At 63.5% G+C, this 16,823-nt stretch carries 18 protein-coding genes; 17 read left to right on the top strand and 1 reads right to left on the bottom strand.

Going from position 1 to position 16,823, the window contains the following annotated elements; translation table 11 throughout:
• The first annotated feature begins 14 nt into the window (after positions 1-14).
• From sctT to G4Q83_RS11400, 16 genes are all read left to right on the top strand, one after another.
• Positions 15-788: a type III secretion system export apparatus subunit SctT gene (sctT, locus tag G4Q83_RS11475; protein WP_211288310.1), complete on the top strand. Its 774-nt coding sequence runs from the start codon at positions 15-17 to the stop codon at positions 786-788.
• 2 nt (positions 789-790) lie between these two features.
• Complete coding sequence (locus G4Q83_RS11470) at positions 791-1,867, top strand: EscU/YscU/HrcU family type III secretion system export apparatus switch protein (protein ID WP_128420689.1); 1,077 nt, start codon at positions 791-793, stop codon at positions 1,865-1,867.
• Positions 1,868-1,945: 78 nt separating this feature from the next.
• Positions 1,946-2,449, top strand: a complete 504-nt coding sequence (gene sicA, locus G4Q83_RS11465; RefSeq protein ID WP_128420690.1) for a type III secretion system translocator chaperone SicA — start codon at positions 1,946-1,948, stop codon at positions 2,447-2,449.
• A 385-nt stretch (positions 2,450-2,834) separates the two neighbouring features.
• The gene (sctE, locus tag G4Q83_RS11460; protein ID WP_185817194.1) at positions 2,835-4,271 is read left to right on the top strand and encodes a type III secretion system translocon subunit SseC family protein; all 1,437 of its coding nucleotides are present in this window, start codon (positions 2,835-2,837) and stop codon (positions 4,269-4,271) included.
• A gap of 32 nt (positions 4,272-4,303) precedes the next feature.
• Positions 4,304-5,413, top strand: a complete 1,110-nt coding sequence (locus tag G4Q83_RS11455) for an IpaC/SipC family type III secretion system effector (RefSeq protein ID WP_128420692.1) — start codon at positions 4,304-4,306, stop codon at positions 5,411-5,413.
• Positions 5,414-5,429: 16 nt separating this feature from the next.
• Positions 5,430-6,437: an IpaD/SipD/SspD family type III secretion system needle tip protein gene (locus tag G4Q83_RS11450; protein ID WP_128420693.1), complete on the top strand. Its 1,008-nt coding sequence runs from the start codon at positions 5,430-5,432 to the stop codon at positions 6,435-6,437.
• Positions 6,438-6,460: 23 nt separating this feature from the next.
• The gene (locus tag G4Q83_RS11445; RefSeq protein WP_158255031.1) at positions 6,461-8,644 is read left to right on the top strand and encodes a hypothetical protein; all 2,184 of its coding nucleotides are present in this window, start codon (positions 6,461-6,463) and stop codon (positions 8,642-8,644) included.
• Between the two features lie 34 nt (positions 8,645-8,678).
• Positions 8,679-8,984 carry an acyl carrier protein gene (locus G4Q83_RS11440; RefSeq protein WP_158255032.1) on the top strand — a complete coding sequence of 102 codons (306 nt, stop codon included), beginning with the start codon at positions 8,679-8,681 and terminating at the stop codon, positions 8,982-8,984.
• Between the two features lie 515 nt (positions 8,985-9,499).
• On the top strand, positions 9,500-10,771 hold the full coding sequence (locus G4Q83_RS11435; RefSeq protein WP_128420696.1) for a PrgH/EprH family type III secretion apparatus protein: 1,272 nt from the start codon (positions 9,500-9,502) through the stop codon (positions 10,769-10,771).
• A 16-nt stretch (positions 10,772-10,787) separates the two neighbouring features.
• Positions 10,788-11,060 (top strand): hypothetical protein, encoded by a 273-nt coding sequence (locus G4Q83_RS11430; protein WP_128420697.1) that lies wholly within the window; start codon positions 10,788-10,790, stop codon positions 11,058-11,060.
• On the top strand, positions 11,057-11,365 hold the full coding sequence (gene sctI, locus G4Q83_RS11425) for a type III secretion system inner rod subunit SctI (protein ID WP_128420698.1): 309 nt from the start codon (positions 11,057-11,059) through the stop codon (positions 11,363-11,365). The genes G4Q83_RS11430 and sctI overlap by 4 nt, the downstream gene beginning before the upstream one ends.
• A complete protein-coding gene (locus G4Q83_RS11420) occupies positions 11,362-12,147 on the top strand; it encodes an EscJ/YscJ/HrcJ family type III secretion inner membrane ring protein (protein ID WP_128420699.1) in 786 nt (261 codons plus the stop codon). Before sctI ends, G4Q83_RS11420 begins: the two co-directional genes overlap by 4 nt.
• Positions 12,131-12,754: a protein OrgA gene (locus G4Q83_RS11415; RefSeq protein WP_128420700.1), complete on the top strand. Its 624-nt coding sequence runs from the start codon at positions 12,131-12,133 to the stop codon at positions 12,752-12,754. The genes G4Q83_RS11420 and G4Q83_RS11415 overlap by 17 nt, the downstream gene beginning before the upstream one ends.
• A complete protein-coding gene (locus G4Q83_RS11410) occupies positions 12,726-13,430 on the top strand; it encodes a hypothetical protein (protein WP_128420701.1) in 705 nt (234 codons plus the stop codon). Before G4Q83_RS11415 ends, G4Q83_RS11410 begins: the two co-directional genes overlap by 29 nt.
• Positions 13,427-13,858, top strand: a complete 432-nt coding sequence (locus G4Q83_RS11405; RefSeq protein WP_128420702.1) for a hypothetical protein — start codon at positions 13,427-13,429, stop codon at positions 13,856-13,858. Before G4Q83_RS11410 ends, G4Q83_RS11405 begins: the two co-directional genes overlap by 4 nt.
• An 82-nt stretch (positions 13,859-13,940) precedes the next feature.
• A complete protein-coding gene (locus G4Q83_RS11400; RefSeq protein ID WP_158255033.1) occupies positions 13,941-14,117 on the top strand; it encodes a hypothetical protein in 177 nt (58 codons plus the stop codon).
• Between the two features lie 232 nt (positions 14,118-14,349).
• Here G4Q83_RS11400 and G4Q83_RS11395 read toward each other — a convergent pair whose 3' ends face one another.
• Entirely contained in the window at positions 14,350-15,333 is a 984-nt protein-coding gene (locus G4Q83_RS11395; protein ID WP_185817191.1) for an IS5 family transposase, read from the bottom strand.
• Positions 15,334-15,919: 586 nt separating this feature from the next.
• Here G4Q83_RS11395 and G4Q83_RS11390 point away from each other — a divergent pair.
• Complete coding sequence (locus tag G4Q83_RS11390; protein WP_128421937.1) at positions 15,920-16,588, top strand: response regulator; 669 nt, start codon at positions 15,920-15,922, stop codon at positions 16,586-16,588.
• The last annotated feature ends 235 nt before the right edge of the window (positions 16,589-16,823 follow it).

Genomic DNA, 16,823 nt, shown 5'->3' with positions numbered 1-16,823 from the left:
GTGCAGCGCGCGAGATGATGGATATCACGCTGTTTTTCGACGTCAATACCTGGCTGCTCGGCGCGGCGCTGGGTTTCGCGCGGCTGGCACCGGTGTTCTTCATGCTGCCGTTCTTCAACGACGGCGTGCTGAGCGCGGCCACGCGCAGCGCCGTGATCATGATCGTGTCCATGGGCTTTTGGGACGTGCCGATGAACACCATGCAGACGGTGGAGACCTCCGTTTATCTGGCGGCCATCGCACAGGAACTGGTGATCGGCGTCGTCCTGGGGTGTTTGCTGGCCTGGCCGTCGTGGATCTTCCATGCGGTCGGCAATTTCATCGACAACCAGCGCGGCGCCACCCTGAGCAGCACCATCGATCCGGTCAATGGCGTGGACACGTCGGAAATGTCCAAATTCTTCAACGTGTTTGCCGCGGCGGTCTATCTGCAGGGAGGGGGCATGACGCTGTTCGTCGAAACGGTCGGCGACAGCTACCGTCTGTGCGATCCGTTGCAGGGATGCGCGTTCTCCAGTGCGCCTGTGCTGTCGATGCTGACCGCCCTGTGCACGCGCATGATCGTGATCGCCAGTCCGGTGGTCGCCGCGATGCTGCTGTCGGAATTCATCCTGGGCCTGCTTTCGCGCTTCGCGCCGCAGCTCAACGCGTTCTCGGTGTCGCTGACGGTGAAAAGCCTGGTGGCGGTGCTGGTCCTGCTGATCTACTTCGGGCCGGTTTTTCCGCATGAGATCGCGCGCCTGGGCGGCATGGCGCGGACGCTGCCGTCTTGGTTCGAGGGGCACTAGCCGTGGCCGCCAGCAAGACCGAAAAGGCCACCCCGAAGAAGCGCCGCGACGCCGCCAAGCGCGGACAGTCGTTCAAGGCGCGCGATCTGGTGGTGGCGTGCCTGATCCTTTGCGGCGTGCTGTTCGTCGTCTGGCGGGGATCGCTGGCCGAGATCGGCGCGGCCTTCGTCGGCGCGGCACGCAGCGGATTCGACCTGGACCTGCACCGCTACGCGGCCGACGTGCTGCTGCTCGGGTTGAAAGTGGTGGCGCCCATCGCCTTGCTGAGCATCGTCGCCACGGCCTTGCCGTCGCTGTTGCAGAGCCGTTTCGCGCTGGCCGGGGAGGCGATCCGGATCAACTTGAGCGCGGTCAATCCGATCAATGGCTTCAAGAAGATGTTCAGCTTGCGCACGGTCAAGGATTTCTTCAAGACCCTGCTGTACCTGCTCAGCTTCGGCGCGGTGATCGTGCTGACGTGGTGGTGGAGCCGGGACCTGATCTTCGCCCAGGTGCATGCGTCGATCCCGCAAATCATCGGCATCTGGGACAAGCTGATCGTCAGGCTGGTACTGGTCTGCCTCGGCTGCGTCTCCTCGGTCCTGGTGCTGGATGCGCTCGCGGAATTGTTCCTCTACCTGAAGGACCTGCGCATGGACAAGCATGAGATCAAGCGCGAATACAAGGAAACCGAAGGCGATCCATTGATCAGGAGCAAGCGCAGGCAAATCCACCTGGAATTCCTCAGCTCGCAGGACAAGCACAATATCGAGAATTCGCGGATGGTGATCGCCAATCCGACGCACGTGGCCATCGGCATCTACTTCAAGCCCGAACTCTCGCCGATTCCGTACGTGTCGATCCACGCGCGCAACCAGCACGCACTGGCGGTGCGCCGGTACGCCGAGAAGGTCGGGGTACCGGTGATCGTCGATGTTCCGTTGGCGCGCCGGCTGTACCGCTCGCACCGGCTCTACGACATGGTCAGCCTGAAGGAGATCCACGCCGTCGTGCGACTGCTGTCGTGGCTGCAGCAGGTCGAACTGGCCGGGGCCGCCGATGCGGGCGCGCAGGCCGGTGCGAAGGGCGCCGCCGACTGATCCCGCACGGCGGGCACGTGCGTTTTCTTAAAGCGTGCGCGAGTCCTTCATTCGATACTGGCGTCAGGAGCTGGCAGCATGAATCAGCAGCATGGAAATACAGACGAACAAAATCTCGAGATCATTCTGGATGCCGTCGCGCAAGGCGTCACGCTCAAGGAAATCCATGGAATTTCCGATGAGCAGATGGACGGAATGTACAGCCTGGCCTACGACTTCTACAATCGCGGCAGGCTCGACGAGGCGGAAAAGCTGTTTCGCTTCCTGTGCATCTACGATTTCTACTGCGTCGACTTCCTGATGGGGTTGGCGGCGGTCTATCAGCTCAAGCAGATGCACCAGAAAGCCGCCGACCTCTACGCTGTCGCGTACGCCCAGGGCGATGCCGACTACCGGCCAATGCTGTACGCGGGCCAGTGCCAGTTGGCCATGGGCAAGTCGGGAAAGGCGCGGCAATGCTTCAAGGTGGTGCTGGAGAAGTCCGGCGACGAGACGTTGAAGGCCACTGCGCAGGCTTATCTGACGGCGTTGCAACAGTGCCGGACGTCGGGTCCGGTCCAAGAAAAATGCAAAAAGGAATAATGCGGGAATGACAAGTGTAGTCCTACATGGCGGGCAAATCGGCTCGCTATCGAATCGTCCGATGGCGCGGCGCGCGGAGCAGTTGACGAGAATGCCGCCTTCCATCCTCAAGGAAGCCGAGCGCGCAGCGCAGGAACTGGCTGGGCTGATCGTCGATACGGCCGCAGAGGATCTGGCCTCGGGTGGTCGGGGGCGCGACAGCGATCCAGCGCGACCGCGGTTGACGCCGCCGCGCCAGTTCGCCGCGGGTGGCACGGCGCCGCACGACGCCGTCGTGGACGCGCGACAGTCCGGACGGCTGTTGGCATCGATGATGGCGGCGCTGCAGGACGGCAGTCTCAGCAAGCTGGCGTTCAACGCGCAGTCGGCCGCGGTCCGCGATGCCGTGCGCGCCGCCGGCGATACCAGGCTCGCCGATGAGTATGAAGCGGCGAGTAACGCCGTCTCCGCCGCGATGGACCGGCTTGCGGCGCTGAAAGACACGTTGGCCGGTGCGACCGAGGAGGCCGCCGCGCTGGAGCGGCAGCTTGCCGAGGCCGAGTCGGCGCTGGCGGCGCTGGAGCCCGACTCGCCGCAATACCAGGCCGCCATGCAGAGCCGAGACGCATTGCGCGATGCGCTGACGGCGGCGAAGACCAAGCTGGACGGCATCAAGAACAGCGTTCGGCAACAGCAGGATCATGTGCTCGCGTTGCAGAAAAAGGCCGATGGCCTGCTGGAGCGCGCCAACTTGCAGGGGACGGACTTGCCGAATGCCGCGGTGAAGAAGGACACCAGCAACATCGCTCGCCTGCTGACCCTGATGATGCAGCTCGGCGAACTGATGCTCAACACCGGGGAGACGCGCTCGGAGACGCAGCAAAAATTGCTCGAAGTGCAGCAAGACGTACGCGTCAAAAAGCTGGCCAAGGACGCCGCCAAGGCCGAAACGGAGTTGGCCAAGATCGAAGCGATGAACAAGGCCATGGGCTGCATCGGCAAGATCCTCGGCGCCGTGGTCACGGCCGTCGTGGTGGTCGGCGCGGCCTTCACCGGCGGCGCCAGCCTGGCGCTGGCGGGAATCGGCCTGGCGCTGATGGTGGCCGATGAAATCCACCAGGCCGTGACCGGCAATTCGTTCATGGAGCAAGCCATGAAGCCGCTGATGAACTTGCTGCAGCCGCTGCTGCAGTTCGTGATGGACAAGGTCGCAGGCGCGATGGAGAGCCTGGGCGTCGATGCGCAGACGGCCAAGATGGTGGCCATGATCGCGGTCTCGGTCGCCATGGCGGCGGCGGTGGTCGCGCTCGCCGTGACCGGTGCCGGCAGCGCGATCGCCAGCGCAGTGTCCAACGTCGTCGGCAAATTGAGCTCGGTGTTGACCAAGGTGCTGGAAAAGACCATCGCCAAGCTGATTCCCGAGGCGCTGAAGAAATCGATCTCGCAGATGGCCAAGCAGATGTCCAGCGCTGCGACCAGGATGTTCGATTCCGCCATCGAGCGCCTGGGCCTGTTCTCGGACCTGAGCAGCAAGCAGGTATATGCGAGCAACCTCGGACGCGTGTCGGCCGGCGTCAACTTCGGCAAGACCGTCATCGACGGCGGACTGGAAGTCGGCGTGCAGGCAGCAAACCAGCAGGTCGCCCGCACCATGGCCGACGTGAAATTCACCATGAGCGAACTGGATCTGCTCAACGACATGTTCGCCAGCCTGCTGGATCAATTCAAGAAAACATTGAACGTGTCCCAGGAATTCTTCCGCCACGCCAGCGATGCCATCGATCAGCGTACCAGCACCGGCGCCGCCATCACACGTGCGGTCCGCGGCGCGCGCGCGGCGTGATCTACACCCTGTTCATTCTGAAAGGATAAGCAATGGAAATTCTCTCCACCCCCCCACTTTGGCAAACGGCAGCGGCGCGCGACGCAGACGGCGCCGGCGGAACCAGGAACGAGAAACTGCTCCCCATGTCGGCCTTCTGTTCCGAGTTGAAGCTCGACGGCCGCGACGGCCCGGATGACGCACGCAGTGCGCTCCGCGACGCGCTCGCTTCCATGACGCCAGCGTCTCGAAAGGAAACCGTCGAGAGGCTCAAGGACCTGGCGCGCAGCGAAGACGGCACCGAGATCGGCTCCCTGCTCGACAGCCAGCTGCCGGGTGTCGAGAAAGAGGCGAGCCGGGAAACCGGCGTCGATCGCCTGCTGGACCTGCTGTTCATGCTGATGCTGCTGCTGGGGCAGGCCAATACCTTGCGCAACGGCAACGCCGCCAAGTTCGGCGAGATCTCCGTCAAGCAGGCGGAAGCCGCCGGCGCGAAGGGCATCAGCGCCGCCAACGCCGGTCTGGCCGGCGCGGCGACCGGCATGCTGCTGGGAACGGCCGTCGCGGGAGTGGGCTTCGGCAAGTACTCCAAGGCAAACAAGGGGCAGATAAAGAACATCAGGACCAACGCCCGCGACTTCCGCCAGTCGCGCCAGGAGAATGCCCGGCTCGGCAATGCGCTCAACCGTTCCACGTCGCCCCTGAACGGATCCAGTCCGCAGGAGCGTTTGCGCACGCTCGACGCGCAACGGCGTGCGGTGCAGGTGCAGAACAACCAGCCGCATCTGAGCGCCGACGAGCATGCCGTACTGAGCCAGCCCATGTTGAGGACCCAGGTGCGCGCCGACGCCCAGGATCTGGCGAACCAGGAGAATTACCATCGATACGCCGGGAAGCAATATGCAGGCCAGATCGTCGGCTCGTTCGCGCCGCAACTGTCCAGCCTGGCGCAGTCCGGTGCGGGAACCGCGGCGGCGGGACAAAACGCCGCTGCCAAGGTCAACGATGCGGAAGGCGCGGTGGCATCGACCGTGCAGCACAGCGAAGAGCAGGCGGCGCAACGTTCGGTCGACTTGCTGATGAAGATCTTTTCGCTGGTCGAGGGCACGTCGCAGCAACATCGCGGCACGCTGGACTACCTGGCGCAAGGGATCAAGGTCTGATCGGGGACAATGGCTCATGGAAATCATCCAGAAGTATTCTTCGTTGGCGGCGCCGGCGATGGACGACGCCGGCAAGGCCGGTCGCAACGCAGCGGCCGCGCCGCTGGATGCGGCCGGCGAGGGCATGGGGGCAGCCGGAAAGACCCGGTTCGAAGCCACGCGCGACTGGCATGACGCGCTGGCCAAGCGGCGCGACGCCCACCTGGCAGTCCGCAACCAGGTCGAGAAGGCGCTGGGCAGGGCTGCAGGCGGCGTCGACGACCGGCATCTGGGCGCCTTGTGCGAGTCCTTGGCCGGCGCAGCGCTGAGCCAGAGGCTGGACCAGCCGCGCGAGCAGGCCGCCCGCGGCGAGCTGGCCAATCTGTCGAGCCGAAACATCAGGTCCGGCGAGAATCCCGCCGACGATCTCGCCGACGCCTGGAAGATACTGGCGGACGCGATCGAGGCATCGGAAAACGGCGATCTCAACGACCAAGCCACCGCACTCGATAGATACACCAAACTGTATCAATCTCTCTCCGATATTCTCGCCAAGCTGGGCACGTGGGTCCGTGCCGACGACGATAACTACATGCGGGTGGATTTCGGTTCGCTGAAATCCGCGCTGCAAAACTTGCTGAACGAATACAGGAATCCGACGCAGGATCAGGTCATCGCCGGAGCGCCAAGCGGCGGCATCACCGAGAAGGAAGCGAAGGCCATCTGCGATCGCTTGAAACTGGATCCGGGGCAGTGCTGCCACAGGAACACGGACGGCACCTATTGCGTCATCCCCGACATGAGCCAGGTCGAGAAGATGATCGAGGCTCTGCCGAGCGGCGGCAACAACGAAAAAATTTCCATCGCCTCCTACAACGCCTGGAAAGCCGGCTTCGATTCGCAGATGAGCCGGGTCGAGGACGCGTTGCAGACGCGGGGACAGCGATACAGCAACTGCTACAGCCGGTTCGAGAATTTCTACAAGACCGTCAGCGCGATCATCGACTCGATGGCCAACATGGCGCGGCAGTGCCTGCAATTCTAATCAATGGGTGAAGGAGTCTTATCGTGGTGCCTGTGAATAATGCGATGAACCCGGCGTCTTTGGGCTTGCAACCAAATCCGAGCATGCTGTGCCACATGCCGTTCGCTGCGCAGATGAGCGGTGCTGGCAGCACCGGGCGCATGTTTTCCGACAATAATTCCAACGGATTTCGGTTGCCAGGAAATTCCGTTTCTGCTGAAGAAAAGGCACTGTACGATGCTGCTGTAGACGCGCGCGATTCCATGCTCCGGCATGCCAAGGAGTTCATGCAGCCGGAACAGCCAGAGGTTGCTCCGCGGGGCGGGTTGCGCCTGATCGACAGCGCTCAGGAAGAAGCGATGGATGCGCTTTTCCGGTGTGCCGATGACCCTGGTCGGGCGAAAACTGTATATGCCGACGGCAGCGCTGCAGCGCGTATCTGCGTGGAAGACCTGGCGGTGGCGCTGGTGGTGCTGCGCGGCAATGGTGGCGATGCGGTGGACTGCACGGATATGGGAAAGCGACTGTGCGCCATGCTGATCGAGGATGGCCTCGTTGAACATTCTGGATTCAGTGCCTGTCACCGAGGCAATTGCTACGAAAAAGTGAAAGAACTGTCGGATAATATCAATGAAAAGTTGAATGCTCGTAAAAATAATCTTGATATTTTCCAGGCGGCGATACAACGCGACGTCATGCCGGCCGTCCGCGTCCACCTCGAAGCCACATTAGGCTATCTCAGCCATGCGACGTGGCAGAGGATCGACGCTGCCGGCGGCCTGATTTCCACGGCGGCGGCGCAGGCCGCCGAGCGGATGAAGCAGAGCTTGCTCAGCGTCGAACAGGGGGAACCCACCAGCGCCTTGCGTGCCAAGGTCAACCAATGGCGGGTCGCCCAGCACTGCGCGGAACTCATGCGTTCCATGTCTATGTCGCGCGTGCCCGCGGATCAAGCGGTGTCGGCGTCGCCGGCGGTGGAAGCGACTGCGACGCCGAGGTCATCGTCGTCCACCGCGACCCATACCGGCGCAGCAGAGGGTCCTGCGTACAGGATGAGCCAGGAGGTGGGTGATGTCACCGTCTACGTGAACGGTGCAATGACGCACGGGCTGGAGAATGCCAGCGGAGCGCGCCAATCGCTCCCCGTCGGGTCCGGCGAAGGCTTGGGCATGGCGTCCCGAGACGACGCAGAAGACCGCGCCAGGCAGGATCGTCCGGCCGACCAAAACATGGACCTTGGCTGGACGAGAATAGACCTCGGGCAGGAGCAATCTCCAGGTCGTCGACGGCAGTTGATGTCCCCGTCTGGCGGCGCCGGCGCCAGTCAACAAAACAATACTGGCGACTTAGGCGATCACAGAGACCAGGGCCTTGGTGGGCCAGAGCCGGAGGGTATGACCGTCCTGCATAGTAGAGAAGGCCATGGCGTGGCGCATAACGACGCGCTTGGTCCGCCCACAGAAGACATTCCGTGCGGGCAAAACGAGACAACGCTTCCAGCGACGGGCCCAACGCCGTCCAACGGTCTCGCCGACGCTGGCTCGAATGATGGTCGCGCACGCAGGGAAGATGTCCGTTTGATGTCGCCGAATGAGATGAGTGATGAGGACCGCGAATATGTAGAAAGGGATAATGTTTCCGAACGATATGATTTAAATCAGCCGCCGCAAGGCCCTGACATCCAAGTGGTTCAAACGCGGCTCGGCACGCTCGGACCTGGCGCCGGCGGTGGCCCTGCTAACAAAAACACTGCACCTGCTGACGGAAACGATCAGCAGGCCGGGCCTCAGGCAGAGGCGGCTCGATCACCGACGGCCGTGAGCCCGCGGCCAGTCGTTGCGAATCTGGCGGGCGGAGCCCAGACTAGCCGGAATTCGTCCTTGACCCGGCCTGTGCGACTGGGTCAGAGGTCCGGAGGCCGTCAAAGCGGCATATCGGCGGCACCATCAGGACAGACGGTACTGACCTTGCCGATATCGAAAATCAAGGACCATTGGTCTAGACTAACCGGGGTCGATGGCGACGCTGGCTCGTCCGACTCCAGTGGCTCGGGGCGTCTTGGCAGCGTTTCATCATCGGGCAGCGAAGCCAGCCCGGCGCCATCGGCCAGCCGTTCGTCATTGCCTTCGGGTCCGGATCACCGCTCCGGTCCTGCCAGCGGTACGGTTCCGTATCGACCGCTGTCAACAGCGAGCCGTCCGGATCAGCGCGGACCGGGACACTATTAGTGCATTGGCGACGCGAGTGATGACGGATTCGTCCATGGCCCGGGACTGCGGCGCGCCGCAGTGGAGCGATCTGCGCGCGCAGGTACGCCGTTCTCTTGCGGATTACTTCATGACCGGCGGTATGCCGGACGAAGCGGCGCTGCTGGTCGACGACCTCGGCGCCGATTCGCTGGACCTGCTGCAGGTGGTGGACAACTTGAACGACATGTTCGATGTCGACATCGGTGTGGATCTGCTGCCGCAGATGCTGACGGTGGGCGGCGCCTGCGATGTCGTGCAGCGGCTGCGCCAAGGCGGCCGCACCTGCCACCATGACGCGATCCCCGGCGCGGCCGGATGAGGCATGTGACTGCGGCAATCACGGTCGCGCCCGGCAGCCCAGCCGTCGTTGCCGCAACACGCTCCCGGTGCGCGCGTGCGGCCGCATCCGGCCGACGAGCAACATGCGGGTGTGGTACCGAAGGCGAGCAGTCCAGCATTCCCGGCTGCATCCTCCATTCCCAAATGGTGTGGCCGGCAAGAATCCGCCCGGCGGCGCGCGCGTTCGCTCCAGGCGGGTAAAACCCGCGCCTGTGCCCTGCCGGCTTGCGCGCGGACGCAGGATTGCGCACGTGCTTGATCCGGCGCGTGCGCCAAAGCCGCCAATCCCCCGCGTTTTCAGACGAGTCATGGTGAATAGTCGCGCTTTTTTGGTTCCGGTCAGATTTTCGCACTCGGGAAAACTTCCTAGACTACGTTCCATGTCCTCCAAATCCGCCGGATGCGCCTGCCGCACCAGGCGGGCAGGCGGCATGAGGTGCGCGCCATCGCTTGCGGCGCGCGCCGCATGCATGAAAGGCGGCCCGTGCCGGGCCCATGGCCGACGAGCCGGGGCGACAGACGAATAATGAACAAGGCTATCAGTGGAACTCCATCGTGACATCGTCCTCTGAATTGGAACATCAGCATGTCAAGGCCGTCCTGCGGCTATTGAATGGGCCGCTGTGCGGCTGCGAATACCGCCTGGGCGACGGCGCCACGTTGGTGGTGGCCGCTGCGGCCAGCGCGCTGCTCGGTTCGTCCGGTACGCAAGGCGGCGGGGCCCCGGCGCAGATGCCGGACTTTCCCGAAAACGCCATCGTGGTGGCAATGGAGGGTGGCCGCAATTTCGAAATCGTCATCGACGACAATGCGCGCGATGGGTTTTGGCTGCGCGTACTGGAGCCGCGGCTGGAAGAGCGCGCGCAGGCCTATCAGAAAGTCTGTCGCGTCGGCGCGCTGGCGTTCGCCGTGCGTCCTGCCCAGGCCGACTGGGCGCCCGGTATCTCGAGCGGGATGCCAGCGTCCTGCGCGGAGGGCCGCAGGCCGCCCCGTCGCGGCACCCGGCTCGCAAAGACGCAGTTCGGCGCGATCGCGGCGCTCGCGCTCCTCGCATTGGGACTGGCGCTATGGATGATGCTCAAGGACGATACGCGCGTGGCCAGTGTGGCGGCGACCGTGGCAGGTTCCAGCGACCAATACCGTCTGCTCAAGGGCCGCGACGGCGCCATCCATCTCTTTGCGCGGAGCGAACGCGATGCGTCCTGGGCCAGGCAAGCGCTGGCCCGCGAGGGCCTGGCCGGCTCGGCGCGCGTTTCCACTGCGCGCGCCGAAGAAGCACGGCTGACCAAGCTGTTGGTGGAGACCTATCCGGTCGTCGCCTTCCTGCGCCTGAAGCTGGACGATCCGCGCAAGCCGGTGCTGGTGCTCAGTCGGCAGCGCGGATGGATCGACGGCCGCACGCGGCAGGCGTTGACGGCCAGCCTGAAGGCATGGATGCCCTACGCACAGGACATCGGCATCGCCAGCTGGTCCGACGCCATGCTCGACGAGCGGGCCAGGACGGGACTGGACCTGCTCGGCATCAGGTACGAGCGCGTCGGCAACGCCGGTAGCGTGACCTATACCGTGCAGAGCGGCCTGGACGATATCGAGCTGGCACGCCTGCAGGAATTCACCGAGAACTTCTATCGCGATTTCGGGGCGCGATATGTCTATTTCTCCGTGTCGCTCAAGGATGACTGGCTCAAGGGCAAGTCGTTCAAGTACGGCGCTGCGGGCTACGTCAAGCTGACCCCTCAACATTGGTTTTTTCCACAACCTTTCTGACCAACAGGAGCTACAGATGGCAACAATTCCATATCAAGGCGGCGGCGACATCGTCAATGCGGTGAAGGCCATGGAAGACGGCGGCAGGGCGCTGCTGGAGCGCCAGAACGAACTGCTCGATGAATTGGCCAATAAAAAGGGCGGCAGCGGCAGCGGCACCGCCACCACGAGCCTGCTGGTCGAGTACCAGGCCGTGGTTTCCGAGACGACCATCCTGCGCCAGACCGAGACCTCGGTGGCGAAGGCGATCAAGGACGTCGATACCTTCATCGACAACAGGCTGTCGTGAATACTCAGGCCATCGCCGGTGTCCAACGGGGCGCCGAAATCAGGGCGGCGGACCTCACGCCGCAGGAATCGGCATCGTCGTCCATCGACGACCGCCTGCGCGATGCGTTCGCCTCCACGTCGGTGGAGGCGCAGAACGAGTACGCCGACATCATGGCCAAAGCCAGCGACGCCGCATACCGGTCCTCGCCGGGCGCCTTGGTCTTGGTGCAGGCGCGCATGGCCGAACGCACGCTGAAGGTGCAGCACATCTGTGGACTCGTGCACCAGGGCGTCGTCACCGTCCAAACCCTGTTGAAGACATGAACAAGCTGGCAGGCATGGTCATGCTTTGCCTGGCGCTGGCCGGCTGCAAGCAGGAAAGCCTGCTGCAGGGGTTGGATCAGGGGCAGGCCAACGAAGTGGTGGCGGTCCTGCACCGGCACAATATCGACGCCGGCAAGCGCGACAACGGCAAGAACGGCTATAGCGTCGATGTCGGCGAGCCGGACTTCGCCGCGGCCGTCGACATCCTCAGGTCCTACGATCTGCCGTCGCGCAAGTCGGTGCAGATCGCCGACTTGTTCCCGTCCGACAGCCTGGTCGCATCGCCGCGCGCGGAGAAAGCGCGCCTGTATTCCGGCATCGAACAACGCCTGGAGCAGTCGCTGCGCACCATCGCCGGGGTGGTGTCGGCGCGCGTGCACGTCAGCTACGACCTCGACGCCGGCGAAGGCGGGCGCAAGATGCCGCCGGTACATTTGTCGGCGCTGGCCAGTTACGAAGGCGATGTCGACTCGGCGGTGCTGATCAACGATATCAAGCGCTTCCTCAAGAACAGCTTTGCCGAGGTGGAATACGACAATATCTCGGTCGTCGTTTCGCGCCGCAGCGCCTTGCAGCACGAGACGCCGCGGCAGATCGGCAAGTCCGACGACGGCATGCCGGCGGCCGGCATCCTGGTCGTGCTCGCCGCCGCCGTCGGCGCATTGGCCTGGTTCTGGTACCGGCGTGGCGAAGGCAGGGGGGCATTGGAGAGCGTGGGCGAGCGCGTACGCGGGAAAGTGCAGGAGGAGCGGGGTGGAGCACGCGATGGCAAGACCGATTGAGGCGGCCGTGCATGGGCTGCCGCCGGCGCAGATCCTGTTCGACCCGCTGAGCTACGTGCATCCGCAGCGGCTGCGTCTGCCGCGCGGTTTCGACACGCCACGTCAGCGTGCGGTCGTCAATCGCATGCTGCTCGGCGATGCGCCGGATGCGCGGCAGACCATGGAGGTGCGGGGTCATCGCCTGCTGCCGCACTGGAGGCGCCTGCCGTACGTCTGTTCGCTGGTCGGCGCGCAGTTGCTGAAGCCGCAGCTCGCCCGGGGCGGCAGGTTCCTGTGCTTGCCGGCGCCGGTGCGGTTCTTCATGGAATTGCCGTTGCAGCGGACGCCTGCGCGAGCCCCAGCGGCGGCGAACCCTCGGCAATGGGGAGCGCACGCCGATCCGCTTCCCGAGGCCGAGCCGTTGCCGATGGTCCAGCACGTCGGCTTGCTGCGGTTGCTGGACTGGCAGCGGCAAGCGCCGGCGGCGGTGCTGGAGCGCCTGCGCTTGTTGTTTCCTCCGCAGCTGGACGCGTGTTTCGAGGCTTGCCGGAGGCCATTGCAGGCGGCCGATCTGTTTTTGATTTTACAGGCGATCCAATATGCCAAGAATCATCCATACCATATGTGAGATCGTGCCGGAGGAGGCGTTGCTGGTGCGCAGCGCCTATCTGCGCAACCACCTCAGGGCGTCGGCACTGGTTGCCGAGGCGAGGCGCCGCGCCGGCGCGCTGGCGGTGCATGCGCAAGACGAGGCCGCACGCCTGTACCGCGAGGCGAAGAGCGAGGGCTATGCGGCCGGCATGCTGCAGGCCGCCGGCGCGCTGGCTGCCTATCTGGCCGACCATGCCGCGCTGGCGGCGCAGTTGCAGCAGCAGCTGCAGCGCGAGGTCGCCGCACTCCTGCAACGCTGCGTCAACGATCCGGAGGTGGTGGCGGCGGCCTTCGAAGAATGCCTGCGTGAGCAGGACCTCTCCGCCGCTACGGGGCTGGACCTGCTGCTGCCGGAAGGCATGCGCGCCAACCACCGCAGTCTGGTGGCGCGCTTGCAACGGCATTTCGGCGGACAGGTCAATATCGAGTACCGACAGGACCCGCGGTTCTTGTTGCGCCTAGGCGACCAGGTGGCGGAATTCGCGCCCGACGATTTTGTGATGCGTGCCGGCGCGCGCGCCATGAGCGGCTTGCCGTCCATCCATGCGGCGAGCAGCGCCGCCGCCGACAAGTGCCGCGCAACGCTCGCCGCCTTGTTGCAACCGCCGCAACCTCGATCCACCGCGATCCCGTCGCCGGAGCAGCAGCCATGATTCGACCGCTTGCGGAGAACTCCCTGAGCGTCCGCCCCATCGACACGGCGTCCTCGTCGTCCGCTGCGTTCAGTCTGGATCAGCGGCTGCTGCCGAAAACGGACGGCGGCAAGGAAGATGGCGGCATCGACCGCCTGTACGAGCAGCTGAAGCAGTTGTGGCAAGCCGATCCCGGTATCGGCGGCGGCGACATCATCGAGTTCCTGAACAGATTCGTCGCTGAAGACGGCGACATGCCGTACCAGGATGTTCTGAACCAGACGCCGGCGCTGGGGCAAGTGCTGAACAAGCTCAGCGAAGAAGGCAACGAGGGATCGGGCTTGTATACCGCGGTATACGAGGGTTTCGGCGTGGCCGCGGTGTCCAGTGCCGTCCTGAATCAATTCATATCGGAAGCGATCCTATCGCCGCCAAGTTACGATTTCTAGGCAGTCAAGAGCAATAAACTATATATTTATGGGAAGGGAAAATATAGTAAATGCTGCGAAGCTTCTGATTGGTTTCGCCAAATTGTCCAAGACCGAGGTCCGGAAGTTCATGATCGGCATGAATCAATATTTGTTCGCGTCGCCGCCGGCGCGGCGGCAGATGATCAAGGCATGGGAAGAGGACTTCCATTCCTCGATGACGAAAAGGATGGGAAAAAAGCACTCGAACACGGCGAGCCCGCCGGAGCGTGATTGCTAGAGCATTTTCGATCCCGATATGTGCAGCCAGCGCAGTGTTGTGGGAGCGACTCCGGGCGGCCTCAGGCCGCCCGGAGTCGCTCCCACAAGTGGCATCACTTGGATAGAAAGTGCTCTAGGGATAGTCTGATCAACGCGGTCGGAGGATGAGGCAAGCCATATCGACCACGCCCACGGCGCTCAGACCCTCGGTTTTTCGCCGTTTCCGGCGCATTTCCGGGGTATTTCCCGGATTACAGGCACACCCTCCCCACGACAGGCAGCAACTGCTTTCGCTTCAGCCACAGGTTCGACAGCGCAAACAGCGTCAGCACTTGCGCCGTGTTCTTCGCCAGGCCGCGATAGCGCACCTTGACGTAGCCAAACTGGCGCTTGATCACCCGGAACGGATGCTCCACCTTCGCCCTCAGGCTGGCCTTGGCGTGCTCCCAGCGCTGTGCCCACTTCAATTCGCGCTTGCTCTTGATCTGCTTCAGCTTCGAGGGCTTCTCCGCGATCAGATAGCGCAGCTTGCGCTTGCTCGCCATCTCCTCGCGCTTGGCCAGCCCGGTGTAGCCGCTGTCGCCGCATACCGTGTCTTCCTTGCCGTGCAGCAGCTTGTGCGCCTGGGTGATATCTGCGGCGTTGGCCGCCGTGCATTCCAAGTGGTGCACCAGCCCGGACTCATCGTCCACGCCGATGTGCGCTTTCATCCCGAAGTAGTACTGATTGCCCTTCTTGGTCTGGTGCATTTCCGGGTCGCGCTCGCCGTTCTTGTTCTTGGTCGAGCTGGGCGCGGCAATGATCGTGGCGTCCACGATGGTGCCGCCGCGCAGGCTCTGGCCCTTGCGCGATAGGTGCGCGTTGACCCGGTTGAACAGCGTGCGCGCCAGATCGTGCGTCTCCAGCAACCGGCGGAAGTTGAGGATCGTGGTCTCGTCCGGCACCTCATCCAACCCGCCGATCCTGGCGAAACGGCGCATCGACGCCGTGTCGTACAAGGCTTCTTCCGCGCCCGGGTCGCTCAGTGCGTACCACTGCTGCAGAAAGTGGATGCGCAGCATTGTCTCCAGCGGGTACGGCTGACGGCCCGGATGGCCCGACTTCGGATAGTGCGGCGCGATCAGCGCCAGCAGGTCTTTCCACGGCACCACCTGATCCATCTCGGCCAGCAACCTTTCGCGCCGCGTCTGCTTGCGCTTGCCGTTGTACTCCGCGTCGCCGAAAGACAATTGCATCGTCGTTGTCCTGTTGGGCTTTGTACGATTGTCGCAGGATCAGAGGGAGTTGTTCAGACCATCCCTAGTATCCAAGCACCGACTTCGGACGCCATCGGCGCCCGCGGGTCGAGGCCGGCCCGACTGCTGGGCGAGGGATCGTCTTCGGATGGTCGAGCGTCGCCGCCGGCGCCTGGCCGCCGACTCTGGCTGGCGCAAGCCTTGACCTGGAGCGCGCGAGATCGGTGCACGCAGCTGCGAGGTAACCGCCTGCTGCATGGGCCAGCGGCAGGCCAAGGGCCATGCGGCAGCTTGAAGCCGTGCGGGAAATGCGTGATGATCCACAAGCACGCGGGCTGGCCGGGCGCGGCCACAGCAATGGCATCGTGGACTTCCGGGGCCACGCCAAGAACCGGCCGCCCCCTGTGGTGGCGCATCCCGCCAATACGTCCATCCTCTGTACCCGGCACAGGCCCGCTATCGTTACGATCGTCGCATCGAAATTCAAAACCTCTAATTTTCAGGCTTCCGAGCCAGATTTCGACTCAGGAACCATGTTGCGCCTTGGTCGGGAAAAGTTAGGAACTACCCGCCAGAAAGGTGAAGCATGCCCTATAAGATCAAAGTCGTCATTGCCGATGATCATCCTGCGATCATCGAAGGCGTCAAGCACTCGATCGCCGTCAGCACCATCGAACTCATGGGCACGGCGCACGATTCGACGCAAGTCATCGAACTCCTCGACCAAGGCGTCGCCGACGTCCTGGTGACCGATTACGCAATGCCCGGCGGCGAATTCGGCGACGGCCTTCCGCTGTTCGAATTCATCTTGCGTCGCTATCCGGACATCAAGATCGTGGTCGTGACCATGATAGAAAACCCCGGCGTGCTGCGCTCCCTGATCGCCATGGGCGTACGCTGCATCGTCGGCAAGTCCGACGATCTCAGTCACCTGATTCCGGCGATCCACATCGCCAGTTCGGGAGCGCAGTATTTTTCGCCGACGGTAAGCGCCATCGTGCAGGCGCTGGAAAAACTGCCTGCCGGAGACAACAGGAGCGTGCGTCTCTCCAAGCGCGAGTCGGAGGTCATCCGCCTGTATGTGTCCGGCACCAAGATCAACGACATTGCAGCGCAGCTCCACCGCAGCAAGCAGACCATCAGTTCGCAGAAAAACAGCGCGATGAAGAAGATCGGCGTCGCCAGCGATGCCGATCTCTTCAAGTACGCGCTGGAGGTCGGCCTGGTGCCGTCTTCGTCTACGCCGAAGGGCTGATCGTGTTCAACGCTTCATGCGCGCGGCGCCCTCTTGGGCATGCGCGGGGGCGGTCTGGCGAGCCCGAAAACGCCGATGACGCCGCGGCGCGTAAGCACCCTTCATGGTCGTTTTTATGAAAGCGCCGGCACGTGCTGAAAAGCATAATTCGTTTCTATTGGGGCTGCAGTCGCGCTAGGTTTTACCAATGTCTGCTGGTTCCTGCGAAAAACCGCGGCTGCCACCAGGGAAGCGC

It is taken from the genome of Xanthomonas theicola (assembly GCF_014236795.1).
Classification (GTDB): Bacteria; Pseudomonadota; Gammaproteobacteria; order Xanthomonadales; family Xanthomonadaceae; genus Xanthomonas_A; species Xanthomonas_A theicola.
The sequence above is the reverse complement of the archived record's forward strand: the minus strand, read 5'-3'. Positions and strand labels throughout refer to the sequence as shown.